This is a genomic window from Sulfitobacter sp. HI0040, assembly GCF_001634885.1.
Lineage (GTDB): Bacteria > Pseudomonadota > Alphaproteobacteria > Rhodobacterales > Rhodobacteraceae > Sulfitobacter.
Map to the genome: position 1 here is coordinate 1 of NZ_LWEX01000246.1, position 23,585 is coordinate 23,585.

Sequence of the window (23,585 nt, forward strand, 5' to 3'; positions counted from 1 at the left end):
TAAAGCTCAGCACTTCGGGCGCGCCATGGATTTCGCCCACCACGGCGGCCAGCCCCCCGCAGGCGGCCCCCTCCTCCATGGCCCAGAGCACATCGCGCGGATGGCTCACAGAGACCCGCAACACCTGCCCCGCAAAGCCGAACCCGCGCAGGGCGGCCCCATAGAGCCGCCCGTTCTCGCGCCGGGACATACGGTCCTGCACCCAGAGCACCGGCGCCGCGCTGTCGGGCAGGCAGGACAGGACGAAGGCGGAAACCGCCGCATCGAACGGCCCGCCCGCCAGAACGTCGCGCAGCATGCTTCCCCCGGCCGCAGGGGTCGGAACCTCTTGCACGAAGTGCTTGCTGGACAGGGAAATCACCTGCCCGAAAGGGGAATCGGTCATCATGCATCCCTCCATATGTTCACTATTTGTTCTAGTTGAAAAGATAGCCCGTGACGACCGGGTTTTCCACTTCGTCCTTCGCTTTTCGCTAAGTATGCGCAATTCCTCGCAAAACTGCCGGGAAGACGGGGGTCGTCAAATTTTTCCGCCTGCGGAACATGACAGATGCGTTCCGCCGAATCCTGTTGCCCCACAAGGAACGGGGGGCGAAACATCGCCCCCCGTCGCGCATACAAACCTAAACGCTCAGTAACGGGTCGCGAAGGACTGACCGAAGGCCACCCAATCCGCCGTGGACCAAGCCGCGCATCCGTCGAGATCGGCAAACCCGACCCAGGCGCGGGCCGCTTCCGCTGCCTGTGCACTGTCATAAGCGCTCCCGCCCGCCGCCGCTGCCTCGTAAGAGATCACGCGCGTTCCTTCGGCAAAGCTCTCAAGCGTCTGCGCCCAGCTTTCGCCCGGCCAGATCAGCTCCATCGCCCCCCGCGCCGGGTCGTATTCCGCCGTGAAAAGCGTGCCGAACCCCTGCGCGTAGTTGCTCTGCTTCAGGGGTTCGGCCTGAAACTGATCCCGCAGGCGGCGCGGATCGGGTGCTGTATCCAGAACCATCTCCAGATGAGCGTGCCGCTTGTAGGTGGCCGTGAACTCCGCCCTTTCCGGCGGGGTCACTTCCTGATGGTTAGTCGCGATGGCCTTGGGCATCAGGGCGATCCCGCCCCCCGCGATGACCTCCACGCTGGCGGTTGCTCCGCCCGCATCGGCCAGCACAAGGTTGTAGCCCATATGCGACGGCACCCGGCGCAGGACCGAAATCGCCTCTTCCACCGTGCCGCAGGTTTCCAGCAGATAGCGCAGGATCGTGGTGATGCCGAAGCCCTGCTTCACCACGCTGTGCCCCCCGTAGGCCAGCGCCACGGACAGGCCGCGGGCGTTCACGCCATCCGAGAGGCCCCAGAGGAATTCGACCATGCCCATCACGGGCTCCCCGGTCCATTCCGTGCGCAGCAACAGGCCTTCGTTCAGGTCCGGCGACAGGTCGTAGTTCCGCACCAGCCGCACGGTATCCCCGTTGGACGCCGCCGCCAGCGAACAGCCACCCAGATAGCTGGGCGGGCACCAGGTGGACAGGAACCGGGCCGCCCGATCCCCATTGCCCGCCAACATCACCAGCCGCCGCCAGACGGGCACCAGTTCCGGCATATGTTCGCGCAGCGCGGCCTCACACTCCGCACGGGTGGGGCCGTTATCGCCGCCCCGTGCAATGAACCACGCCTCGTACGACGGCCAGGACCGGGCCCAGCGTTTTGCCCATTTGGGGCCTGCCTTGTCCTCGCGGACCGCATCGAACTGCAGAGAACTCATCACTTCACCTCATCATTGAAAAAGAAACGTACCATCGCGGCACTCGCATCCGGACCTTCGGGGTCGGTATAGCTGCCTTCGCTCCGCCCCCCGGACCACGCATGGCCCAGACCGTTCACCACCCAGTGCTCCAGCACGGGAACACCGTTTTCGTCGCGCACCACATCGCGCCGCGCATTGCGTGCGCCGGCGATTTCCTCGCTGATGCGCACCGCCCCGGACAGTTCGACCTGCCGCGCTGCGATTGCATCCCCGTTAGCGGGATGAACCGTTCCATCCGCCGTGCCATGGAAAACGATCGTGCGCTTGGCCTTCTCCTTCCCGCCCTGGGCGGCGGAATTGCCCATGGCACCGAACGCCGAAGCCACATCCGTCGCGACGCCATAAGGCAGACCGGAATGAACCCCCACCCCGGCGAAGATATCGCCATGTGTCTGCCCAAGGATCACCGCCATTGCGGCCCCGGCGGAAAGCCCGGCCACGAAGACCTTGTCCGCCGGGATCTTGTGATCACCGATGATTTTCTGCGCCAGACCGGCCAGTATCTCTGGTTCGCCGCCGGTGCGCTGCTGGTTGGCCGGATTGAACCAGTTCCAGCAGGATTGCATGTTCGCCTCCCGCGATTGGCCGGGGTAGACGACGGCAAAGCCGTGGCGATCCGCCAGCGCGTTCATCCCCGTCCCGGCTGCGAAATCATGCGGGTTCTGCGTGCAGCCATGCAGCATCATCACGAGCCCCGTCGGCGCGGTTTCACGCCCCTTCGGCAGATGCAGCACGTAATCGCGGCTGCCTGCATCGCAGGAAAAACTCTCACCGCCCATGCCGTGTGCCATCCGGCGCGCGCCTTTCTTCAGCCGCGGCTTGAACGAAGGCATCCGCGTGTTGAAGGCACCGCCGCGGGGCAGGCCCTTCAGCACGGCATTCATATCGGGCAGCGCGTTTCGCTGCGGCATAGGGTTCGTCTGCCCGGGGGCGGAACCCTGACCGCTGCCATTGCCCAGTGCGGCCTGAATAAGCCGGGTGGCTTCCATCAGATCGCCTGCGCGTACGGCATCCGTCGCCTGCCCCATGGCAGTCGTGTCAAACTTCTTCATCGATTTCATCCTGCTCTCGTTACGAAACGCCCGAAGGGCGGCGGATCACATGATCCTGTCGGCCAGTGCGGCCTTAACTTCCTTCGAAGCCTGCAAGGCCCCCAACACGGTGAGCGAGCCGATCGTGGCACGGGCCAGTTCCGGCGTTACGTCAGACGCGATGCGCGCCAGTCCAACGACCTTCACATGAAGCACCTCGCCCTTGTCCTTCAGACCCTGAAGGTAGGTGGCATCATAGTCCCGCAGGCCGAGTTCGAGCGTGTGCCGCTCGATGGACTTTTCGACCTGCGCGCCTTCGGTAGCCAATTGGTTGCGGATCGCCGTCCGAATGAAATCCGTCCGGTTTTGGTAAAATCCTTCCTGAACCAACAGGTCCACCCGCCCCAGATCCACATATCCGAGGTTTATGGTGATCTTTTCGCTTTCCGGCGTCTTGTCGCGCAGTTGCCTGACATTCATCTCAAACTCCATCCATGTGGATGGTATATGGATGTCATATGCCATCCCGCAACCCTCTTTTGTACGAAAATCGACGCTGGGTCGTTTTTTCTTCGATCGCGGCACGGGGTGGGATCAGCCATTTCCGGCAAGTCCGATATGCGTAGGAAACTGTGTACATTCAGGCCGCCACCCCTTACCGACACGCAGATTCGCGCCGCTTGGGCGCAGATGGCCCGAATTTCGCGGCAGGCCCCGCAGAACAGGACGATCCCTTGATCCAGACGATAGCCGACGCGCTTGCCCAGCAGGGCTATGAGACCCTGACCGCCGTACAGACGGCAGTGACCGATCCCGCGCTGGCCGATCAGGATCTGCTGGTCTCTGCTCAGACCGGCTCGGGCAAGACGGTGGGCTTCGGCCTTGCCATCGCGCCGACCCTTTTGGGAGAGAGCGAAACCTTCGGTCCGGCGGGCGCGCCTTTGGCCCTGATCATCGCACCCACGCGTGAACTGGCGATGCAGGTGAGCCGCGAGTTGACGTGGCTCTATGGAAAGGCGGGCGCGGTCGTCACGACCTGCGTCGGCGGTATGGACAGCCGCACCGAGCGGCGGGCGCTGGAACGGGGGGCGCATGTCGTCGTGGCCACGCCCGGGCGGCTTTGCGACCACATCAAACGCGGCAATGTCGATATGGACAATCTGCGCGCCGTGGTGCTGGACGAGGCGGACGAAATGCTCGACCTCGGCTTCCGGGATGAGTTGGAATTCATCCTCTCCGAAGCCCCCGAAGACCGCCGCACCCTGCTCTTTTCCGCAACCGTGCCTGCAGCAATCGCCAAGCTGGCGAAATCCTATCAGCGGGATGCGCAGCGCATTACCACGGTGGGCGAGACGAAACAGCATAGCGACATCGAATATCGCGCCCTGAACGTACACCCGCGCGACACCGAAAACGCCATCATCAACGTCCTGCGCTACTACGAAGCGAAGAACGCCATCGTCTTCTGCAATACCCGGGCAGCGGTATCGCGGCTGACGACCCGGTTTACCAACCGCGGCTTTTCGGTCGTGGCCCTGTCGGGTGAGCTCACGCAGTCGGAGCGGACGAACGCGCTTCAGGCTCTGCGCGATGGTCGGGCGCGGGTCTGTATCGCCACGGACGTGGCCGCGCGGGGCATCGACTTGCCGAACCTCGAGCTGGTGATCCATGCGGACCTGCCCTCGAACTCCGATACGTTGCTCCACCGGTCCGGGCGCACGGGCCGAGCCGGGCGCAAGGGCGTCTCGGCCCTTATTGTGCCCCCCAAGCTGCGCAGCAAGGCGAACCGGCTGCTTGGCGGGGCGAAGCTGAAGGTGGAATGGGCCGCCGCCCCCACCGCGGCAGAGGTGAACGCACGCGATCAGGAGCGTCTGCTGTCCGACCCCGCCTGGTCCGATCCGGTCCCCGAGGATGCCGAAGAGTTCGTCGGCGCGCTAGTCGAACAATTCACCCCCGAACAACTGGCCACGGCCTTCGTGAACCTCTACCGCGCGCGCCAGTCCGCGCCCGAGGAACTGACCGACCCGGGCGCGCCGGGGGAAGACAAACCGCGCCGCGATTTTGGGCCATCGGTCTGGTTCTCGGTCTCCACGGGCCGCAACGACGGGGCCGAACCGCGCACCCTGCTGCCGATGCTGTGCCGTCTCGGTGATCTGACGAAGGACGATATCGGCGCCATCCGCGTTCAGCCCAGCCATAGCTTCGTGGAAATCCGCGCCTCTTCAGCGGAAGCATTTGCGAAAGCGCTTGGGCCCGAGATGACAGTGGAGCGCGGCGCGGTCGTAACCCGGCTGGACGAGGCCCCCGATCTGCCGCGCGGACCGCGCCTGGCGGACAAACGCGGTCCGAAGCCCGACCGCAAGCCGCGCCCCGGTGGCCCGAGGGACGGCGCCGAAAAACCCTACAAACAGAAACGCAAACCCCGGGAGGAAGACACCCCTGCCCCCTCCGCCCCGCGGGCGAACCGGCCTGCCGAAGGCAAGCCCAAGTTCGATAAACCCCGTGCCCCCAAGGGGGAGCGCCCGCCAAAGTCGCACAAGACCGAACGGTCGCCCATGAAGCCGGGCGCCAAGCCAAAGCCCAAGACCGGTGCCAAAGCGGGGGAGGACAGACCGGCGACGGCGAAACCGAAAACCAAAGCCGTCTGGAAAACGGAGAAACCCGCAGGCGATACGGCCCGGAAGCCGAAAACGAACCGCCCCGAAGGCAAACCCGCGGCCAAGACCTATGACCGCGCGGCGGACCCGTCGAAACGGTTCACGCCGCCGAACAAGATCGGCAAGCAGGGCGGGAAACCGGCGGCCAAAGGAAAACCCGGCGGCAAGCCTGCGCGCCCCTCTGGCGGGAATGCGGTGCCCCGCCGTGGCAAGAACAGCTTCGGCCCGAAATGATCCGGCCCAAGTGATCCGGACTTGAATGGCAAAGGCCCGCCCCTCGGACAAGGAGGCGGGCCTTTACCTCGCAGGGTCGGCTTGTGCTCAGCCCTTGCCCTTCCACGGTACCAGCAGGCGTTCGGCCCAGCGCATCAGCATGTCGATGCCGAAGCCGATGATGCCGATCAGGATGATCCCCATGATCACGATGTCGGTGTTCTGGAACTTCGACGCGACCATGATCATCATGCCCGCGCCCTTTTCGGCGGCGACGAGTTCCGCCGCCACGACGGTTCCCCAGCAGACCCCCATGGCCACCCGCGCCCCGGTGAAAATCTCCGGCAGGGAGTTGGGAATGATTACGTAGCGCATGATCTGCCATTTACTGGCACCAAGCGAATAGGCCGCGTGCACCTTCGAAATCTTGACTCCCGACACGCCGGACCGGGCCGCGATGGCCATGATCCAGAGCGCCGCGAGGAACAGCAGGATGATCTTGCCCGTCTCCCCGATGCCCGCCCAGATGATCACCAGCGGGATCAAGGCCAGCGGCGGCACGGGGCGCATGAATTCGACGATCGGGTCGAACCAGCCGCGGAACCAGTTGCTCAGCCCCATGGCATAGCCCAGTGGAATGCCTAGAAGCGCACCGCAAAGGAAGCCTGCGATGACCCGGAACAGGGACCAGCCGAGGTGGCCAAGAAGGGTCGTATTGCGGAAACCTTCATCGGCGATCCGCAGCGTCCGGTTCCAGACCTCTTCGGGGGCAGGCAGGTAGAGAGGTTCCATCTGCCAGCCCGTGCGCGGCTCGAAGTTGGGCGTCCCCTTGTCGGAAAGCGTGACCTTGCCGCCCGGGATCGTCACGGAGGACCCCGGCTCTACCGGCTCACCGTTTATTTCGACGATACGGGCCCCGTCCTTCTTGGTGATCTCGTCATTGCGGTCAAAGGGGATCAGCACACTGCGCCACTGCGCCACCTTGGCCACATCGTTCTTGGCAAAGCCGTCCCCCGGCGGCACCTCCTCAACGTCCACGTCAGCGCCCCGCGGGAAAACCACCAATGACACGGTCGCATCGTCGCGGCTGCCGTCTTCGGCTTCGGCGACATAGGTGAATGACGTCTCCCCCACGAAGGGCCCGGGGGCATGCATGAACTCGGGCAGCAGCTTCGATCCGGTGAACGCCCCCCAGAGCACAAAGATCGTCAGGACAGAGATGACACCGGCGATCCGATTGGGCCGCACCGCGGATTCGTCCCCGAACGTGACCGTCTTCAACGAGGTATAGTCCCGCGTGGCCGTCTGCACGAGCTTGGTGACGACAAAGAAAGAGATCGTGAATATCGCGATATAGATCAGCAGAATGGTCATGCGCTCGCCTCCATGCGACCCATGATTTCTTCCTCCATGTCCCAGATCATACCGAGGATTTCTTCACGTCGCTCTGCAAATTCGGGATGTTTCTTCACCTCCCGCAGGTCCTGCCCCACGCCCAGTTCGGCAAACGGCAGGCGGTATTCCTTGTGTATGCGTCCGGGCCGCGGGGCCATGACGATCAGTCGCTCGCCCAAAAGCAGTGCCTCCTCCACAGAGTGGGTGATCAGAATGATCGTCTTGCCGGTTTCCTTCCACAGCTTGAGCACGAGGCTCTGCATCTTCTCACGCGTCAGTGCGTCCAGCGCGCCCAGCGGTTCGTCCATCAGGATCACATCCGGATCGTTGGCGAGACAGCGGGCCAGCGCCACGCGCTGTTGCATGCCGCCGGACAATTCATAAACGGCCTTTTCCTTGAAATCCTGCAGGCCGACCACGTCCAGCAGGTGATTGACGATCTCGGCCTTCTCTTTCTTGGGCATGCCCTTCATCGAAGGGCCGAACCCGACGTTGTCGCGCACCGACATCCATTCAAACAGCGCACCCTGCTGGAATACCATGCCGCGTTCTGCGTCCGGGCCGTGGATCTCATGGCCATTCAGCGTCATCCGGCCTTCGGTCGGCGCGAGAAAACCGGCCACGATGTTGAGCAATGTCGTCTTGCCACAGCCGGAGGGGCCGAGCACGCTGAGCAACTCACCCTCCTTCAGGTCGAGCGACACGTCCTTGAGCGCCTGAACAGCACCGCCACCGGGCAGATCGAAGCGCATTGACAGGTCTTGTATGGATAATCCGGTCATTGGTCCGCTTTCGGGCCCCTCGGGGCGATTTGATTGGATGGCGACGTGCGCCGGGAGCCGGCCCCCGGGCATATGCCGGGGACCGTCCGTCAATCGAGTGCCCACCGCGCCATGCGCAGCGGGCCCTACTTCAGTTTACATGCCCTGTGCGGACTTCAGCGGTCCGGTGTTCACCGTGCCTTCGTAGCTGTCGAGCGCAGCATCGATGGAGCCTGCCTCCACGAAGACATTCGCCACGCCTTTCATAAATTCCTGACCGCCACCGCCGAGCCATTTCTCGCCCAGCTGCTCATCGACACTCGGAAACTCGAACGTCGCCATGGTTTCCTTGGTGGCCTGTTCGTCCATGCCGGCATCTTTCGCGATGACGGGCAGCATCTCTTCCATGTTCTCGCCGGAATTCCACATTTCGTTGGCATCTGCCGTCACCTTGAGGAACTTGGCGACCATGTCACCGTTTTCGGCGACATAGGATGCAGGCGCGGAAGTCACGTCAAACACCAGAATGCCAAGCTCTTCCTTCTCGGCCCCGGTCAACAGGACGTTGCCGCTTTCCTTCATGCGGCGCAGCGCACCACCCCAGCCGCAGGCCATGTCGACAGAACCCTGGCTCAGGGCCGCCGCGCCCTCTGCCGGTGCCATGTCGACAATTTCCATGCTGCTGATGTCCACGCCGAAGTGATTCATCTGCTCAAGAAAGCCGTAGTGCGCCGCGGTGCCCAGCGGCACGGCGACCTTCTTGCCGGCCAGTTCCCCGGCGCTGTCCTTGTCTATCTCCAACGCGCTGTTCACGACGCAGTTGTCATTCTCCGAATAGGAAACCGCCACATCGACGATCTGGATATCCTGCCCGGCGGATGTCGCCACGACGAAGGGGGGCACCCCTTGGCTCACGGCAATCTGCACGTCACCGGAGGCCATCGCGGCGCTCATCGCGGTGCCGGAATCAAAGCTCACCCAGTTGATTTTCGTGCCCATCTCCTCTTCGTAGGTGCCGTTCACCTTGGCGTATTGAAAGGGCATCGGCCATTCGAGGAAATAGGCGACCGTGATCTCGCCATGCGCATCGGCAAAGGCCGCTTGCGATCCGGCCATCAGTGCGGCACCGGCAACGGCGCCTTTCAGGATAGTCTTGAACGTCATTGATATTCTCCCGTGTTGAGACCACGCAACCGCGATCATGTCAGAATGGACGGTTTTCCGTCTCTTGTGACCCGGCACATTACTGCACATGCCCGGTGCTGGTGCAATGAGTGACGATACGGCGCTCCGAATCAACGATTTTTTCCAAGCATTTCGGAACATTGCAGCCAAGCGGGATGTGCGGCGTTCATTAGTTTTCTGGACAATTTTCCAAGCACCGCAAAGACTTGGAATGGGATGGATGGTCTCAAAAAGATTTACGCCACCTAAACTGGCCATACGATAGGGAAAACTCTGGCCCTACGACATTTGCAAAAATGAGAGTGTGGTTCGATAATGCCGGGACCCCGCGCCCGGAACGACTGCCCGACCTCCCCCATAGAAAGGTTTCCGACATGGACGGCAACTTCAGCGAAAACGACATCTCCCGCATTGTCGAAGCCGACCGTGCGCATATCTGGCATCACCTAAGTCAGCACAAACCCTACGAAACGACCGACCCCCGGATCATCGTCGAAGGCAAGGGCATGCGGGTCTGGGACCAGCGCGGCAAGGAACATCTGGATGCCGTCTCGGGTGGGGTCTGGACCGTGAACGTGGGCTATGGACGCGAATCAATCGCGAACGCCGTGCGCGACCAATTGGTCAAACTGAACTACTTCGCCGGCTCGGCAGGCTCCATCCCCGGGTCTAACTTCGCCGAAAAGCTGATTTCGAAGATGCCCGGCATGACCCGTGTCTACTATTGCAACTCCGGTTCGGAAGCGAACGAGAAGGGGTTCAAGATGGTCCGCCAGATCGCGCACAAGCGCTATGGCGGCAAGAAGCACAAGATCCTCTACCGTGACCGGGATTACCACGGCACCACGATTTCCTGTCTGTCAGCCGGCGGACAGGACGAGCGCAACGCCCAATACGGCCCCTTCACCGACGGGTTCGTGCGGGTGCCGCATTGCCTTGAATACCGCAAGTTCGAGCAGGACGGCGCGCCGGAGGACAACTACGGCACTTGGGCAGCCGACCAGATCGAAAAAATCATCCTTTCCGAAGGGCCGGATACCGTTGGCGGGCTCTGCCTTGAGCCGGTGACGGCTGGCGGAGGCGTCATCACCCCGCCCGATGGCTACTGGGAGCGGGTTCAGGAAATCTGCCGCAAATACGATGTGCTGCTGCATATCGATGAAGTCGTCTGCGGGGTCGGGCGCACCGGTCAATGGTTCGGATACCAGAATTACGGCGTCCAGCCGGACATGGTGACCATGGCAAAAGGAGTCGCGTCGGGCTACGCCGCGATTGCCTGCCTCGTGACCACGGAAGAGGTCTTTGACATGTTCAAGGACAACGCCGAGGACCCGCTCAACTACTTCCGTGACATCTCCACCTTCGGCGGATGCACAGCCGGCCCGACCGCGGGCCTGGAGAACATGCGGATCATCGAGGACGAGGGCCTGCTGGAGAATACCGAGCAGATGGGCCACTACATGCTGGAACAGTTGGAGGAACTGTCCGACAAGCACTCCGTTATCGGGCAGGTCCGTGGCAAGGGGCTCTTCCTCGGGGCTGAACTGGTACAGGATCGCGACAGCCGTGCGCCGGTGGCCGAAAAACTCGTCCAGAAAGTCGTGGGCGACTGTATGGAACAGGGCGTCATCATCGGGGCCACCAACCGCTCGTTGCCGGGGCGGAACAACACGCTCTGCTTCTCGCCTTCCCTGATTGCGCGAAAGAGCGATATCGACGAGATCATCGCCGCAGTGGACGGCGCACTCGGCCGGGTTTTCACCAAGGCGTAAAAGCGCCGCTCCGCGCATGAGGCACATCTCCGGTTGACCCGGGGGTGCGCTTCTCTATTTAGTGCATTGTCTTGCCCGAACATGACACGCAGCGAACCCCTACCCCTGCCTGAAAACAGGGGTGGAAAAAATCCCGGGAGCGATCCGTCATGAAATTCGGAACCAAAGGGATTCTCCTGCGTTTCAGAAACAGCAATGAAGTGGAGAATAAAATGACAAAGTTTCTTATGGTCGTTCCGATGATCACCGCACTCGGCGCATGCGCCCCCGGCGGTGGTTTCACCAAGCAGCAAGGCGCCCTGACTGGCGCCGCTCTCGGTGCAGCAGCCGGTGCCGCAGTTTCCAGCGATGACGATCAGGTCGTCGGCGCGCTGGTGGGCGGTGCCGCAGGCGCGGCAGCAGGTAACTACCTTGGCCGTTCGGCCAGCGGTCAGTGCGTGTATCAGAACTCCGCAGGTCAGCGTTACACAGCTGCTTGCCCCTGATAGATTCTTTTCAGAATTCGGAAATGGCCCCGCATCGCGTCGGGGCCATTTTCGTTATGAAGGGCCACTTTGTGGGCAAGTTCCTTAAGTAACGCGCACCCATGTCGCCATACCATCGGCCTGATGGCTCAGCATGTGACAATGGATCATCCACGCACCGGGGTTGTCGAATACGCAGAGCACCTCTGCCGTATCGCCCGCCGCGACGAGCGTAGTGTCCCTGAGATAAGTGGCGTCACCCGACGCATCGGTTTCCCAGAAATGATGACCGTGAAGATGGATGCCATGCGGGAACGGGGTTTCATTGCGCAGGCGCAACCGCACGGTTTCGCCCCGGCGGGCCGATAAAAGCGGCGCTTGCGGCAGACCACTCACGTCATTGAACGCCCATGTTCCGAAGCCTCCATGCGTTCCGCCACCCGCGCCGCCTTGCATTACCAGATCGACAGTTTGCGCAATCTTGCCCGGGCGGGGAACCGGGTTAGCCGGCAACGGGCCCACAGGATCTGTGCGCCTTTCGCGCGTACCTTGAACGGAAAGGCGGGCTAGCCCCTCACCGCTGGGGGCGTCACGCAAGTCCACCTCGCCAATCACATCGCCGATGATATCCACCCGCTGGCCGGGCGCGAGCACGAGCGTTTCGATCGGTAGCGGAGAAGCCAGCGGCATACCGTCAAAAGCCACGCAGCGCCCGGATAACCCGGTCACTTCCAAGGTGAATATACGGTCGGGAACAGGATTGATGATGCGCAGGCGCACACGGTCCCCAAGGCGAACGCTTTTTGCTGACAGGAACGCTGTCTTTACGTTACCCATGCGTCCGAGGGTGGCGAAATCCTCCCTCGGGAATTCCTCATCGAACTGGCCTGCATTGTCGAGCAGGATGTCGAAGAGCATGGCCGTGACGTCCCGGTCCACATCGGGGGGCGTGCGCTCCTCAACGATCAGAGGGCCGAACAGCCCGCGTGCCACCTGCTCATAGGACAGGTAATGCGAGTGATACCAATAGGTGCCGACGTCAGGGACGGGAAAGGCGTAGTCGAAAGCTTCACCCGGGATGATCACATCCTGCGTCAGCACATTCACCCCGTCCATCCTGTTGGGCAGCCGGATACCGTGCCAGTGCACCAAAGTGCCGTCCTGTAGTCGGTTGTCGATCCGCACACGCAAGGTATCGTTCTGAGCCACGCGGATCTCGGGCCCGGGGCAGGAACCGTTGAACCCAAGCATCTCCACCTGCTTGCCGCCCACCTGCAGGCCCGCGGGCCCCGGTCGCAGGGTAAGTGCCTTGACCCCAGCCAACGAAGACATGGGCAAGGCGGCAGCACCGAGAGAGAGCAGCATGGTTCGGCGGCTGAGCATGAAGGCTCCTTGGGTCTTTACCTGCACTAAGTCCTCTTATGAGGAGATACCCCCTCATGCCGAAACCCTGCGCAAATGCAAAGCATTCACGCAGGGTTCTCCGCTTTGGGAGGGTTTTTGCCGGCTTAGAAAAGCCCCAGGGCGCGGGCAGGCATCCAGAGCCCCATGAAAACCATCATCAGGTTTTCGGTGAGCGAAACGAAGCCGAGCGGTACGTTGGAGGACCCGCCCACACAGGCGCATTTCAGTTCACGCTTGTCGATATAGACAGCCTTGAAGACGGAAACCGCGCCCACCGTACCGATAAAAAGCGCCACGGGCGCGGAAATCCAGACCAGAGCACCGGCCACCATTAGGATACCCGCCAGCGCTTCCCCGAAGGGATAGAGACGGCCATAACGAACCCAGCGCCGCGCCAGCAGATCGTAGTTGAGGAACATGGTTGAAAAACTTTCGACGTCCTGCAACTTCTGAACCGCCAGAAAGCACATCGAGATCGCGATGAACCATTCGAAGGCGCGCAAGGTGAAGATCGTGCCGAAGAACGCCCAGCTCAGCCCAAGCGCCATCGAAAACGCGACGGAGAAGATGGCGATGACCGGCTGATAGGATGTCTCATCCTCGTCTGGAACGTCATCGCCGAAATATTCGCGCAAGGCCTCGTATCCGCCAATGCGCTTACCGTCGATGAACACCTGCGGGGTCGTTTCCACATTGTGTTCGCGTTTGAAGCTCTCGGTCTCTTCCTTGGTCGTCAACCAGTGGTCATCGACCTCGTATCCTTCCCGCTCCAGCCGGTCCTTTGTCTTGAGACCGTAGGGGCAAAGATGCTCTTCCATCACCATCCGGTAGAGGGTTGCTGTCTTCTGGTCTGAGTCCTTTGGCATGGTTTCTTCCTCTCATCAGCAATTCCAGTAACCGTTGAACCCGACACGCAGCGCCGGATCGGTCGTCAGGTCGAAGATCATGTCTGTCCCATCCCCGGCGGGCGCGATGGAAACGTTCACCTTGTCCGCCGAGAAGCGGTCCGTTCCTTCCGGGGCAAGCTCAATCAATGAGCCGGATACCTTGATGACACCTTTGTCACCGCTGACGGCAAGAATGGGGTCGGCATCCACGGCACGGCGGAACCGGCAGGTCGCATCAGGAACCACGCGCCCGATCTCCTCTTCGGTGAGGGGGGAGGGCCGCACGCCGGCAATCTCGACCGAGGAAAGCGCGGCATCGATGCTTTCGACCGCTGCGGGTTCATCGGTCTTGCCCAAGGGGAAATCATCGCCCGCTTCGCCGTTCCGCTCGATGTCGTCCATCAGATAACGCATTTCCGCAATCTCGCGATCTTGGGCGAGCACGATCTCCTCCGCGAGTTTTTTCACACGGGGGTCCGTAATTTCAGCACGGGAACTGGTCAGGATCGCGATGGAGTGGTGGGGGATCATGGCGCTCATCCATGAACGATCCTGCACCGTCACCTGACTGCGCATCAGGAAAAGTCCCAGCCCGAAGACGATACCGGCACCGACGAATATCGCGATGTTCGCAGTCTTGTTGGAATACATGCCCAACATGAACGCCAGCATGATGACGGCCATCATGCCGCCCATGTAGAGGGCCATGTAGACGCGGGATTCGCTGTAGAAGACCTGTTCGATCGAATACGAATTTGCGTACATCAATCCGTACATGACGACGGTTGACGTGATGATCATTGCGAAAAAGCGCCAGTAGGACATAGTTCCCTCCTGAAATGTTATTGACTATAATTTGAACAACCATCCAGCGGGGCAAGGTTCCCTCTGGAAGCGTTCAAAGCGGCTAGTTTACCAACATTTCCGAGCAAATTGGCCTTTCACACCCCAAAGTGCTGGCCCGATCGCTAACCACCGGTCTTTTCATCTGCTGCCGTTCGTGCGGCCTGCATCTTTTGCACCGGAACGGGCCATGTGGATTTCAGATAGGCGATGACCGCCTGTATCTCCTCATCGCTCAACTGGTCGCCGAAACCGGGCATCCCGCTGTCGAAGGTGATCCCTTGCTCGGCCATCACCGCGCTGCCCCCAAGCTTGGTATAGGCGAACAACATGCTGTCTGGGTGGTGCCAGGTATGGCCCGTCTCATCATGGGGCGGGGCCGGCAGGCGACCGTCGGGGCCGGGGCTTTTCCAGTCCGGCTGCCCTTCGAGATTGGCACCATGACAGGCAGCGCAATAGTCATCGTAAATCGCCTTGCCCAAGGCGACGTCACCGGCAATCTCTTCCATCGCGGCGACGCCCTTGTCATCCGAGATGCTCCAGATGATCGTTCCGGCCACCACCAGACCGGCCAGCCCCAGACCGGAGATGAGCGCCGCGCGATTCATGAAACCACGATCCGAGTCGTCATGCCCGATGCCGCGTGCGACAGCATATGGCAATGCAGCAGCCATTGGCCCGGGTTATCCGCCACGAAAGCAATCTCCCGTGCCGCACCACGTTCAATCAACGTCGTATCGCGCAGTGGGCCGAGCACACCGTTCTCCCCCATTTCATTAAAATGCATCCCGTGCAGGTGGATGGCATGGGGGAAGGCGGTATCGTTCGTCACCCTGAGCTGCACATGCTCCCCGCGGGAAAGTTTTGCCAAGGGCTCATTATCCATGCCATCGGCGGAACCGTTGAACGCCCAGAAGCGTCCCGCCTCCACCAGCTCGCCCATCGATTTCGGCTGACCGTTGAGCGTGGCCGAACGCAGCCCGCCCATCGCGCCGCCTTCCATCTTCAGGTTCAACCGGGTGGCCTGGGCCAGATCTACAACCTCATGCCGGTTCGAAGGAAGGGCCGCGGGTTGGCCCCGGCGACTTTCGGACGCCTTGCTGTCGACCTCAAAAGCGACCTGGCTGAAACTCTCCTGCCGGTCGAGGTGCAGGATATGCGCGGCCTCGCCCGGTTCCGTTACCACATCCACGATAAGATCGGCCCGCTGGGCGGAACCGAGGATGATCGGTTCCGTCACCGCAAGCGGTTCTTTGAGCGGCATGCCATCCAGTGCGATGATCCAGCCTTCCATCCCGTGCAGTTGCAGCGGAAAGGTACGCGCGTTCGAGGCGTTGATAAGACGCAGGCGGAACCGTTCGTTCTGCTTTGCAGGCACGGTCAGGTTGTAGGTTCCGTTGGTCGTGACGTAGTTGCCCATCCGTCCCGCATGGCTCTGCGCATGGGGGGAATCGAAATCCCCGGCGATCTGGCTGGTCTGCGGATCAATGAGCCAGTCATCGAAGATCAGGACCTCTTCGCGATCAACATCCGGCTTATCAGCTTCTTCCACGATTAGCGCGCCGTAAAGGCCGCGCGCCACCTGTTCGGTTGAGCGGTTATGGGCGTGATACCAATATGTCCCCGCATCGGGCGCCACGAAATCATAGTCGAAATCGGCCTTCGGCTCGACCGCGGGCTGGGTCAGCCCCGCCACGCCGTCCATCTCATTGGCGATGCGAATACCATGCCAATGCACAGAGGTCGCCTGCGGCAGCGCATTCTGCAGTTTGCGCTGAACCCGCGCACCTTGGGCCACGCGGATTTCAGGGCCAGGTGCCCGGCCTTCGAACCCCCAGATGGAGGTCGTGCCATAGGCTTCCGGCAAAAGCTGGATGTCGCCCACCTGTGCATTCAGGGGGGTAATACCCGTGGCCGCCGACAGCGGGCCGCGGGGCAGCAAGGCGAATGCGCCCGCGGCGGAAAGAAATTCGCGTCGGCTCAACTTAGGCATGGTCGTTACATTCCCTTATGGATCACTGTCCATGATATAGGTCGCCATCGCCTGCAGGTCATCGTCTGTCAGGAAACCTGTGCCATATTGCACGACTTCCGCCATCGATCCGCCAAACACATCCCCGCTGGGGGTGATGCCGGAACGCAGGGCATAGGCCAGATCATCCACTGTCCAGCCACCCTCTGCGAGGTCGTCCGCACGGATAGACGGTGCCTTGCCCCCTACGGGGAGTTTATCGTTGCCCCTGAACTGCTCACCGGGAATTCGCGCACCTGCGAAATTACGGGGGGTATGGCAGGCGGCGCAATGCGCGGCACCATTCACCAGCCAGCGGCCCCGGTTCCAGACATCGCTCTTGCCCTCGACCGGCTCGACGTTGGGCGGGTTGAGATAGGCAGCCCGCCACAGCTTCAGCCCCCAACGCTGATCGAAGGGAAAGGACACGTCATGCGCAGGCGCGGATTCTGCGACCGCCGGTACCGTCTGGAAGGCGGCCCATAGATCGGCAATGTCCTGATCAGAGAATTTTCCGTAAAAGGGATAGGTGAAGGTCGGGTAATAAGGTTTTCCGTCGGGGGAAATGCCCTGCCGCACTGCCCGGGCGAAGTCCTGCACGGTCCAGTCTCCGATACCATGTACCGGATCGGTCGTCAGGTTCGGCGGGTAGAAAAGACCGAAGTCGGTCGGCAGCGGCGCGCCTCCGGCCAGTGGCTTGCCACCGGCTTCGGCATTGGTGTGACAGGCGATGCAACCGCTCGCCCGGGCAAGATAGGCCCCGCGTTCCGCGTTACCCGCCTGCGCGATTGCGGCCACCGCATTGCCGACCGGCCAGAAGATCAGGGCCGTGATGGTCACAACGGCTCCGACCGCACCCAGGGTGAACAACCAAAGCAGAACCCGCATGATGCTAGTTCTTCTCTGCGCGGAACTTCTGATGGCAGGCAGAGCAGGTCTGCGTGACTGCCGCGAAGGCTGCGTCCGTCGGCAAGGCCGCGACCTCTTCGACGGTCATCATCTTGTCTTCACCGGCAGCAGCGCCGCCCATCATGGTAGATGCACCGCCACCCATCATCGACGAAGCGCCACCGCCCATCATCGAAGACGCGCTGCCTGTATCCATCATTCCGCCGGAACTGCCCCCCATCATCGACGAGGATTGGCCGCCGCCATCCTTCTTGGCGAGGCCGTTCTCGGCACCCTCCTTCAGCCCAGTCGCGTAGACCTGCAACTTTTCTGCGAGGGCCGCGAACTCTTCAGGCTCTTCCCAGATTGCGGGCAGTGCAACCGAGGGCATGGCATCGCTGCCTTCGGGGAACAGCTTGACCATGTCCTCACCCGCATGGGCTATGAAAACATCGGCCGCCGCACGTACCGCGTCAGCGTCGTAGTCTTCCTTGCCGCGCATGATCGGCGCCATCGCCTTCACCGCCTTGCTCATGGCCGACATGCCGTCCATGCGCTCTTTCACGACACCGGTCGCCCCGCTGTGTGCGAGCGCGGCAGCCCCGAAGGAGACCGTCAGAGCAGCCGTAATCCAGTACTTCATCGCCATTGGGGAGTTTCTCCTCAGTTGATTCCGTTCGCGCGCTGCAATTCGCGCACGTAGGCCGCCACCATCTTCACATCGGCATCCGTCAGCCCCTCCACAGGGGGCATGTTGCCGAAGTTCCAGTGATGCGCCCGCACGCCGTTTTTCGCGGCGAGCAGGAAGGCCGCATCACTATGGTGGCTCGGTTCGTAAATCTTGTGGACGAGCGGGGGCGCGACACCGTTCTGGCCCGCGGCATTCGCCCCGTGGCAGGCGGCGCAGGACGTATCGAACACGCGCTTGCCCACTTCTGCTGTCTGCGAAAGCTCGCTCGGCAGAGCGACCTCCACGATCGGGTCGCCCTCTTCCACGGACGACAGATCAGGCGGCGTCATCGAATGGCCAGCCATCGTGTCTGGCTGCGTTTGCTGCCAGATCACGACCGCACCCCCGACTACGAAAAACGCAGCGATGAGCAAACCGGTTCTTGAGATCATATCAGCTTGACCTGCGCGCCGACCGGCGTGCGCCCAAAGACTTCTTCGATATGCTCGTTATAGAGCCCGATGCACCCGTTGGAGGAGGCGCGCCCGATCTTCCGGGTGTCCTGCGTGCCGTGGATACGGTAGTAGGTCCAGCTCAGGTACAGGGCGTGGGAGCCCAGCGGATTGCGCGGATCACCGCCTTCGATGCGGGCAGGCCAATCCGGATTACGCTCAAGCATCGAAGGCGTGGGCGACCAGCCGGGGGCCACGCGCTTTTCGATTACGCTGGTATAACCGCGCCGTGTCAATTCGTCAGAGACAGGCACCGAAGTCGGATAGATCCGCATTTCACCATCGGCCGTCCAGTGCTGCAAAACCTTGTTGTTCGTATCAGACAGAATGATACCGCTGCCGATGCTGTCGAAGTGATCCTGCCAGCGGTGAAGCTCGAAAGCGGACTGATTGCGCCGGATCGGGGCAGTACCCTGGGCCTTCAGGATCGAAGGCGCGAACAAGCCTGCACTGCCCGCCGAAAGCATGAGCGACCGGCGGGACATCAATGATTTGCTGTTGGACATAATTCCTGTCTCTTCCTCGTTGCTGCTGTTGTGGATAATAAGCCAGCCGCGCGTAATGAGAACCACGCAGGGGCCTGTGTTTTGTAAAGTTATGTAACGTACCCGAAGGCAGCGATGCCTGTTGATGCGTGCATTTCAACCTTCAGCCAGTGACCGGCTGTAATACAACCCGCGTCCCGATGGGCACAAGTCCGTAAAATTCCACGATATGATCATTGGTAAGCCGTGCGCAGCCGTTGGAGACGCGCTGCCCGATGGTAGAGGGATCGTCCGTGCCATGAATGCGCAGATAGGTATCCCAGCCACCTTGATCGAAAAGATAAAGCGCCCGTGCGCCCAACGGGTTATTCGGCCCACCCGGCATACCATCGGCGTAACGCGCGTATTTCGCAGGCTCCCGTTCGATCATGCCGGGGGTGGGTGTCCATGGCGGCCATTTGCGCTTGTGCGCCACGTAGAACTCGCCCGGCTCATAGAGCCCCTGCCGCCCGATCCCTACGGAATAGCGCAGCGCCGTTCCACCCCCGAGCGTCCAGTAAAGCGCGAATCGGTTTGGGTTCACATGTATCTCGCCCGGCACGGGCACCTCGGGATAATCGACGATGCGCGGCAGCATGGATTCGGGCAGACCCGAAGGGGGAATCATCGCGTCGTATTGTTCTGGGGTATGGGCCAAGGCCCCCCGCGCCATAGCCATGGACGCGATAGTGCTCGTCAGGAACTCACGTCTTTTCATGTCTGCTCTCTCCTCTGGGACGTTTCTATCGGACGAAGCGCACGTCCCTGCGCCTCTCGCGTATCTTCTTCCTGCGTTTCCGCCTCTGTAGCGCGCGGCAGAACCACGGTCGCACGTAGTCCGCCTTCGGCGCGGTTCGACAATTTTATGGAACCCCCATGCTCCAGAACGATGCTCCGCGCGATGGAAAGCCCCAGTCCATGCCCACCGGTATCAAGCGACCGGGAGGTCTCCAGCCGCACATAGGGATCGAAGACGGATTCCAGCTTTTCTTCGGGGATGCCGGGGCCGTCGTCATCGATCACGATTTGGGCCGTATCATCGCTCAGGCTCCAGTCCACACGGGCGCAGCCCCCGTACCGCTGGGCGTTCTCGATCAGGTTCCGGAGCGCCCTGCGCATTGCCGCGGGCTTCACCGGAACGATCAAAGGCGCCGTTCCGAGAACCTGCAGATTTGCGATTTGCAGACCCTCGATCGATTCAGCCAAATCCGTAGGGCGCACTTCTTCGTGAAGACCGACGCCCTTGGCGAAATCCAGGGTCGCGTCGATCATGTGTTGAAGCTCTTCGCTGGAGGCCACGAGCGAACGCCGCGTCTCCGGGTCGTCGACCATTTCCGCCCGCACCCGAAGCGCGGTCAACGGTGAACGCAGATCATGCGCCAGTGCCGCGAGCATCTGGGTCCGGTCCGAAACGAAGCGGGTAAGTCTGTCCTGCATGGTGTTGAAGGCATGGGTCAGTTCGCGCACCTCACGCGGGCCCACCACCGGTATCGCCCCTTTCCCCGCCCCACGGCCCAGCCGCTCGGAAGCGCGGGCCAACCGGTTGAGCGGCCCTGTCAACCGGGCGAGCAAGAACCAGAAGCTCGCAATGAGCAACAGGATCGCGCTCACGAAAAAGGAAGCGTTGGAGGCGAGCGACCATTGCAGCGGAGGCCGCTCGAACCGCGTCCCCACGTTCAGCCACTCCCCTCCCGCCAGCGCGATGGAAAGCTCCAGCTCGATCGCGGCAAGACTCGCCCGCATCATTTCGACATGCAGTTCTGCCATCTCGGGCAACAGGTTTGGCAGCGGCAGGACTTCCTGTTCCACCGCATGGATTTCCACCCGGATGTCACGCCTGTAGCCGTCCCCCAGCAGGGCGCGGACACGTGCTTCGACGGCGCCGCCGGGGTCGTGATCGGTATGCATGACCGCCGGCTCTTCGGACAGGTCAAATCGAACCAACGGCGAATTCGCGGCGCGAATGATCTGGGGATGCAGGTTTTCCGGCGCCCCCTCGATCAGTTTGGCGACGTTTGCGGCCCGGCCAGCCGCTTCCGCTCCGATCGCGGCCTGAACGGCGAGCGAACGTTCGTCCACGAAAAACCAGAGGCTGATCGCCTGCGCAATAATCAGAACCACGAGCACCAGAAGCGCGATCTGCGTACGCAGGCGCAGGACGAATGGCCTCACGCAAGAACCTCGACATCGCAGGTCAGGCTGTAGCCGGCGTTGCGCACCGTACTGATCAGCCTCGGGCCGCCATCCCCCTGCTCGATCTTGCGGCGCAGGCGGCTCACCTGATTGTCGATCGTCCGGTCGAGCGGCCCCGCGATGCGCCCGGTGCTAAGTTCAAGCAGCTCATCGCGGCTGATTACCGTGCGCGGCCGCTCCAAGAACAAAGAAAGCAGCTTCAACTCACCCGAGGTAAGCTGCGTGCGCGCCCCTTCCGCGTCCTTGAGCATCCGGGCATCGTAATCCAGTTCAAGATGCGCAAACCGAACCATGTGCCCCGCGAAAGCCTCCCGCTGGGCACCCCGCGTACTACGGCGAAGGATCGCATTGATCCGCGCCAGCAATTCGCGCGGATTGAACGGTTTGCCCAGATAATCATCTGCCCCGCCGTCGAGCCCGGCGATGCGGTCGTCATCCTCTCCCAGCGCGGTGAGCATCAGAACAGGGGTATCGCTGTCCCGGCGCAACCGCTTGCATGCGCTCAGCCCGTCTTCACCGGGCATCATCACGTCCAGCACGATGAGGTCGAAACTCGCCTTTGCACGCTGGCGATCCATCTCCGCCGCGTTGCGCGCGACGGAGGTGCGCATCCCATTGCGTTCAAGATAGCGCGACAAGGACGCCCTGATTTCGGCGTGGTCGTCGACGACAAGGATATGCGGCTCTTGGGTCATACCCTGCCCATGTATATCCGAGATCGAAACCGATTGCCGCTCCCGGTTTGTCACCATTTGTAACCGAACTGTATCCAATGCCATATCGCGAAATATAGCGCCGACCACAGGGGTTGCACACCCATCCACGGCGTGCGGATTCGATCACGACTAATGCCAGATTGAATATCGCATAGGTCCAGTGTAGAGCAATAAGATGGCGCTACCGGTCGAAACGTTTTTCCTGCACCCCGAAGCTCAGGGAACGCTGCAGCAGCAGATCCAGCAGATGATTGCGCAGGGGATCCTCTCCGGCAGGTTCCGGCAGAAAGAAAAACTGCCATCGACGCGCAAGCTGGCCGCCCATCTGGGCGTCAGCCGCATCACGGTCACGATCGCCTATACCGAACTGCAGGCCAACGACTACCTCGTGAGTCGTGGGCGCTCCGGTTACTACGTGTCGGAGAATGCCCCGGCCCCGCCCGAATTTGCCCTGCCCGCGCGGAGGCTCGATGCTGTCGACTGGTCGCGGGCTATCGGTCAGCGTTTCGCAGGGGGCGCCGCACTCACCAAACCGCAGGACTGGAACCGCTATCGCTATCCGTTCATCTACGGGCAGGCGGATGCGAGCCTGTTCGATCACGCCAACTGGCGCCTTTGTGCGCTGCAGGCGCTCGGCCAACGTGATTTCACCGCCCTTACGACGGATTATGGCGATCAGGACGACGCGCAACTGATCGAATTCATCGCCCGGCATACCCTCCCGCGCCGGGGCATCACGGCGCGGCCCGAGCAAATTCTTATCACCATGGGGGCGCAGAACGCGCTCTGGCTTACGGCGCAGGTGCTGCTGACCCAGCGACGGCGTGCCGTGCTCGAAGACCCGTGTTACCCGGCACTGCGTGACATCCTTTCGCACACCCGTTGCCACGTGACGCCAGTACGGGTAGACCATGAAGGTCTGCCGCCCGCCGTCATACCGGCAAGTACCGACGTGATATTTTCAACCCCCAGCCATCAATGCCCGACGACGGCAACCATGCCGATCGACCGCCGCCGGGCGCTGCTTGACCGCGCCCGGGAAATGGATGCCCTGATCGTGGAAGACGACTACGAATTCGAGATGTCGTTCCTCAAACCTCCGTCCCCGGCGCTGAAGTCGCTGGATACGGATGGCCGGGTGATCTATGTCGGAAGCTTCTCCAAATCCCTCTTTCCGGGTCTGCGGCTGGGATACCTCGTGGGCTCCGAACCCTTCATTCGCGAAGCCCGCGCTCTCAGGGCCGCCGTGCTGCGCCATGCGCCCGGGCATATTCAGCGAACGGCGTCATATTTCCTGTCGCTCGGCCATTATGACGCGCTGATCCGGCGCACGGGCAACGCGCTGCACGAACGGCGTATCGTCATGGAAAAGGCGATTGCAGATCATGGCCTTACCATCGCGGGGCGCGGGGCCTACGGCGGCTCCTCCTTCTGGATGCGTGCGCCCGAAGGGGTGAACACGGATGACTTTGCCCGCAGGCTACAGGCACGCAGCGTGCTAATTGAACCGGGGCACGGGTTCTTCGCGGGCCGCACCCGGCCTGCCAACTTCTACCGGCTTGCCTATTCGTCCATCCCCGCGGGCCGGATCGCCGACGGTGTTCGCCTGATCGCGGAGGAACTACAGAGTGCCCCCTGATCTGGCGCTAACCGGGCAGGTAAACTGGCCC

22 protein-coding genes and 1 pseudogene are annotated in these 23,585 nt (G+C 61.9%); 4 read left to right on the top strand and 19 right to left on the bottom strand.

The window, feature by feature from the left end; genetic code table 11:
* The 4 genes and pseudogenes from A3728_RS13025 to A3728_RS13040 form a co-directional block, all read right to left on the bottom strand.
* Positions 1–388: pseudogene (locus A3728_RS13025) on the bottom strand (ImuA family protein); the annotation flags it as partial.
* Positions 389–631: 243 nt separating this feature from the next.
* Positions 632–1,747, bottom strand: a complete 1,116-nt coding sequence (locus A3728_RS13030; RefSeq protein WP_067924449.1) for a C45 family autoproteolytic acyltransferase/hydolase — start codon at positions 1,745–1,747, stop codon at positions 632–634.
* Complete coding sequence (locus A3728_RS13035) at positions 1,747–2,841, bottom strand: extracellular catalytic domain type 1 short-chain-length polyhydroxyalkanoate depolymerase (RefSeq protein ID WP_067924452.1); 1,095 nt, start codon at positions 2,839–2,841, stop codon at positions 1,747–1,749. Before A3728_RS13035 ends, A3728_RS13030 begins: the two co-directional genes overlap by 1 nt.
* A 45-nt stretch (positions 2,842–2,886) precedes the next feature.
* On the bottom strand, positions 2,887–3,300 hold the full coding sequence (locus A3728_RS13040) for a CopG family transcriptional regulator (RefSeq protein ID WP_067924537.1): 414 nt from the start codon (positions 3,298–3,300) through the stop codon (positions 2,887–2,889).
* Positions 3,301–3,554: 254 nt separating this feature from the next.
* Here A3728_RS13040 and A3728_RS13045 point away from each other — a divergent pair, with 254 nt between their 5' ends.
* Positions 3,555–5,711, top strand: coding sequence for a DEAD/DEAH box helicase (locus A3728_RS13045; protein ID WP_067924539.1), 2,157 nt, complete (start codon positions 3,555–3,557; stop codon positions 5,709–5,711).
* 87 nt (positions 5,712–5,798) lie between these two features.
* On the opposite strand, the gene A3728_RS13050 is transcribed toward A3728_RS13045, so the two are convergent.
* From A3728_RS13050 to A3728_RS13060, 3 genes are all read right to left on the bottom strand, one after another.
* Entirely contained in the window at positions 5,799–7,064 is a 1,266-nt protein-coding gene (locus tag A3728_RS13050; protein ID WP_067924457.1) for an ABC transporter permease, read from the bottom strand.
* Positions 7,061–7,867 (bottom strand): taurine ABC transporter ATP-binding protein, encoded by an 807-nt coding sequence (locus tag A3728_RS13055; protein ID WP_067924459.1) that lies wholly within the window; start codon positions 7,865–7,867, stop codon positions 7,061–7,063. Before A3728_RS13055 ends, A3728_RS13050 begins: the two co-directional genes overlap by 4 nt.
* A 135-nt stretch (positions 7,868–8,002) precedes the next feature.
* Positions 8,003–9,010, bottom strand: a complete 1,008-nt coding sequence (locus A3728_RS13060; RefSeq protein ID WP_067924461.1) for a taurine ABC transporter substrate-binding protein — start codon at positions 9,008–9,010, stop codon at positions 8,003–8,005.
* Positions 9,011–9,405: 395 nt separating this feature from the next.
* On the opposite strand from A3728_RS13060, the gene A3728_RS13065 reads away from it, so the two are divergent.
* On the top strand, positions 9,406–10,803 hold the full coding sequence (locus tag A3728_RS13065) for an aminotransferase family protein (RefSeq protein ID WP_067924463.1): 1,398 nt from the start codon (positions 9,406–9,408) through the stop codon (positions 10,801–10,803).
* 149 nt (positions 10,804–10,952) lie between these two features.
* On the top strand, positions 10,953–11,288 hold the full coding sequence (locus A3728_RS13070) for a glycine zipper 2TM domain-containing protein (RefSeq protein WP_236628006.1): 336 nt from the start codon (positions 10,953–10,955) through the stop codon (positions 11,286–11,288).
* 84 nt (positions 11,289–11,372) lie between these two features.
* Here A3728_RS13070 and A3728_RS13075 read toward each other — a convergent pair whose 3' ends face one another.
* The 12 genes from A3728_RS13075 to A3728_RS13130 form a co-directional block, all read right to left on the bottom strand.
* Complete coding sequence (locus tag A3728_RS13075; RefSeq protein ID WP_067924465.1) at positions 11,373–12,650, bottom strand: multicopper oxidase family protein; 1,278 nt, start codon at positions 12,648–12,650, stop codon at positions 11,373–11,375.
* 125 nt (positions 12,651–12,775) lie between these two features.
* Positions 12,776–13,537, bottom strand: coding sequence for a glutaredoxin family protein (locus A3728_RS13080; protein ID WP_067924466.1), 762 nt, complete (start codon positions 13,535–13,537; stop codon positions 12,776–12,778).
* Between the two features lie 15 nt (positions 13,538–13,552).
* Positions 13,553–14,383, bottom strand: coding sequence for a DUF305 domain-containing protein (locus A3728_RS13085; RefSeq protein WP_067924468.1), 831 nt, complete (start codon positions 14,381–14,383; stop codon positions 13,553–13,555).
* Between the two features lie 143 nt (positions 14,384–14,526).
* Positions 14,527–15,009: a c-type cytochrome gene (locus A3728_RS13090; RefSeq protein ID WP_067924472.1), complete on the bottom strand. Its 483-nt coding sequence runs from the start codon at positions 15,007–15,009 to the stop codon at positions 14,527–14,529.
* Positions 15,006–16,394 carry a multicopper oxidase family protein gene (locus A3728_RS13095; protein ID WP_067924475.1) on the bottom strand — a complete coding sequence of 463 codons (1,389 nt, stop codon included), beginning with the start codon at positions 16,392–16,394 and terminating at the stop codon, positions 15,006–15,008. The genes A3728_RS13090 and A3728_RS13095 overlap by 4 nt, the downstream gene beginning before the upstream one ends.
* 15 nt (positions 16,395–16,409) lie before the next feature.
* Complete coding sequence (locus tag A3728_RS13100; protein ID WP_067924477.1) at positions 16,410–17,300, bottom strand: c-type cytochrome; 891 nt, start codon at positions 17,298–17,300, stop codon at positions 16,410–16,412.
* A 4-nt stretch (positions 17,301–17,304) separates the two neighbouring features.
* On the bottom strand, positions 17,305–17,949 hold the full coding sequence (locus A3728_RS13105; protein WP_067924478.1) for a cytochrome c: 645 nt from the start codon (positions 17,947–17,949) through the stop codon (positions 17,305–17,307).
* A 14-nt stretch (positions 17,950–17,963) separates the two neighbouring features.
* Positions 17,964–18,419: a c-type cytochrome gene (locus A3728_RS13110; RefSeq protein ID WP_443069044.1), complete on the bottom strand. Its 456-nt coding sequence runs from the start codon at positions 18,417–18,419 to the stop codon at positions 17,964–17,966.
* Entirely contained in the window at positions 18,419–18,967 is a 549-nt protein-coding gene (locus A3728_RS13115; protein ID WP_443069045.1) for a L,D-transpeptidase, read from the bottom strand. Before A3728_RS13115 ends, A3728_RS13110 begins: the two co-directional genes overlap by 1 nt.
* A 163-nt stretch (positions 18,968–19,130) precedes the next feature.
* On the bottom strand, positions 19,131–19,724 hold the full coding sequence (locus tag A3728_RS13120; RefSeq protein WP_067924488.1) for a L,D-transpeptidase: 594 nt from the start codon (positions 19,722–19,724) through the stop codon (positions 19,131–19,133).
* Positions 19,721–21,178, bottom strand: a complete 1,458-nt coding sequence (locus A3728_RS13125) for an ATP-binding protein (protein ID WP_067924489.1) — start codon at positions 21,176–21,178, stop codon at positions 19,721–19,723. The genes A3728_RS13120 and A3728_RS13125 overlap by 4 nt, the downstream gene beginning before the upstream one ends.
* Positions 21,175–21,894 carry a response regulator gene (locus A3728_RS13130; RefSeq protein WP_067924493.1) on the bottom strand — a complete coding sequence of 240 codons (720 nt, stop codon included), beginning with the start codon at positions 21,892–21,894 and terminating at the stop codon, positions 21,175–21,177. Before A3728_RS13130 ends, A3728_RS13125 begins: the two co-directional genes overlap by 4 nt.
* Positions 21,895–22,090: 196 nt before the next feature.
* Between A3728_RS13130 and pdxR the strand changes: the two genes are divergently transcribed.
* Positions 22,091–23,554, top strand: a complete 1,464-nt coding sequence (pdxR, locus tag A3728_RS13135) for a MocR-like pyridoxine biosynthesis transcription factor PdxR (protein WP_067924500.1) — start codon at positions 22,091–22,093, stop codon at positions 23,552–23,554.
* Positions 23,555–23,585 lie beyond the last annotated feature (31 nt).

Excerpts from the sequence above, each read along its gene's own strand:
- A3728_RS13030 (WP_067924449.1), bottom strand. The coding sequence starts at position 1,747 with ATGAGTTCTCTGCAGTTCGATGCGGTCCGCGAGGACAAGGCAGGCCCC.
- A3728_RS13035 (WP_067924452.1), bottom strand. The coding sequence starts at position 2,841 with ATGAAGAAGTTTGACACGACTGCCATGGGGCAGGCGACGGATGCCGTA.
- A3728_RS13040 (WP_067924537.1), bottom strand. The coding sequence starts at position 3,300 with ATGAATGTCAGGCAACTGCGCGACAAGACGCCGGAAAGCGAAAAGATC.
- A3728_RS13050 (WP_067924457.1), bottom strand. The coding sequence starts at position 7,064 with ATGACCATTCTGCTGATCTATATCGCGATATTCACGATCTCTTTCTTT.
- A3728_RS13055 (WP_067924459.1), bottom strand. The coding sequence starts at position 7,867 with ATGACCGGATTATCCATACAAGACCTGTCAATGCGCTTCGATCTGCCC.
- A3728_RS13060 (WP_067924461.1), bottom strand. The coding sequence starts at position 9,010 with ATGACGTTCAAGACTATCCTGAAAGGCGCCGTTGCCGGTGCCGCACTG.
- A3728_RS13065 (WP_067924463.1), top strand. The coding sequence starts at position 9,406 with ATGGACGGCAACTTCAGCGAAAACGACATCTCCCGCATTGTCGAAGCC.
- A3728_RS13070 (WP_236628006.1), top strand. The coding sequence starts at position 10,953 with ATGAAATTCGGAACCAAAGGGATTCTCCTGCGTTTCAGAAACAGCAAT.
- A3728_RS13075 (WP_067924465.1), bottom strand. The coding sequence starts at position 12,650 with ATGCTCAGCCGCCGAACCATGCTGCTCTCTCTCGGTGCTGCCGCCTTG.
- A3728_RS13080 (WP_067924466.1), bottom strand. The coding sequence starts at position 13,537 with ATGCCAAAGGACTCAGACCAGAAGACAGCAACCCTCTACCGGATGGTG.
- A3728_RS13085 (WP_067924468.1), bottom strand. The coding sequence starts at position 14,383 with ATGTCCTACTGGCGCTTTTTCGCAATGATCATCACGTCAACCGTCGTC.
- A3728_RS13090 (WP_067924472.1), bottom strand. The coding sequence starts at position 15,009 with ATGAATCGCGCGGCGCTCATCTCCGGTCTGGGGCTGGCCGGTCTGGTG.
- A3728_RS13095 (WP_067924475.1), bottom strand. The coding sequence starts at position 16,394 with ATGCCTAAGTTGAGCCGACGCGAATTTCTTTCCGCCGCGGGCGCATTC.
- A3728_RS13100 (WP_067924477.1), bottom strand. The coding sequence starts at position 17,300 with ATGCGGGTTCTGCTTTGGTTGTTCACCCTGGGTGCGGTCGGAGCCGTT.
- A3728_RS13105 (WP_067924478.1), bottom strand. The coding sequence starts at position 17,949 with ATGGCGATGAAGTACTGGATTACGGCTGCTCTGACGGTCTCCTTCGGG.
- A3728_RS13115 (WP_443069045.1), bottom strand. The coding sequence starts at position 18,967 with ATGTCCCGCCGGTCGCTCATGCTTTCGGCGGGCAGTGCAGGCTTGTTC.
- A3728_RS13120 (WP_067924488.1), bottom strand. The coding sequence starts at position 19,724 with ATGAAAAGACGTGAGTTCCTGACGAGCACTATCGCGTCCATGGCTATG.
- A3728_RS13130 (WP_067924493.1), bottom strand. The coding sequence starts at position 21,894 with ATGACCCAAGAGCCGCATATCCTTGTCGTCGACGACCACGCCGAAATC.
- pdxR (WP_067924500.1), top strand. The coding sequence starts at position 22,091 with ATGGCGCTACCGGTCGAAACGTTTTTCCTGCACCCCGAAGCTCAGGGA.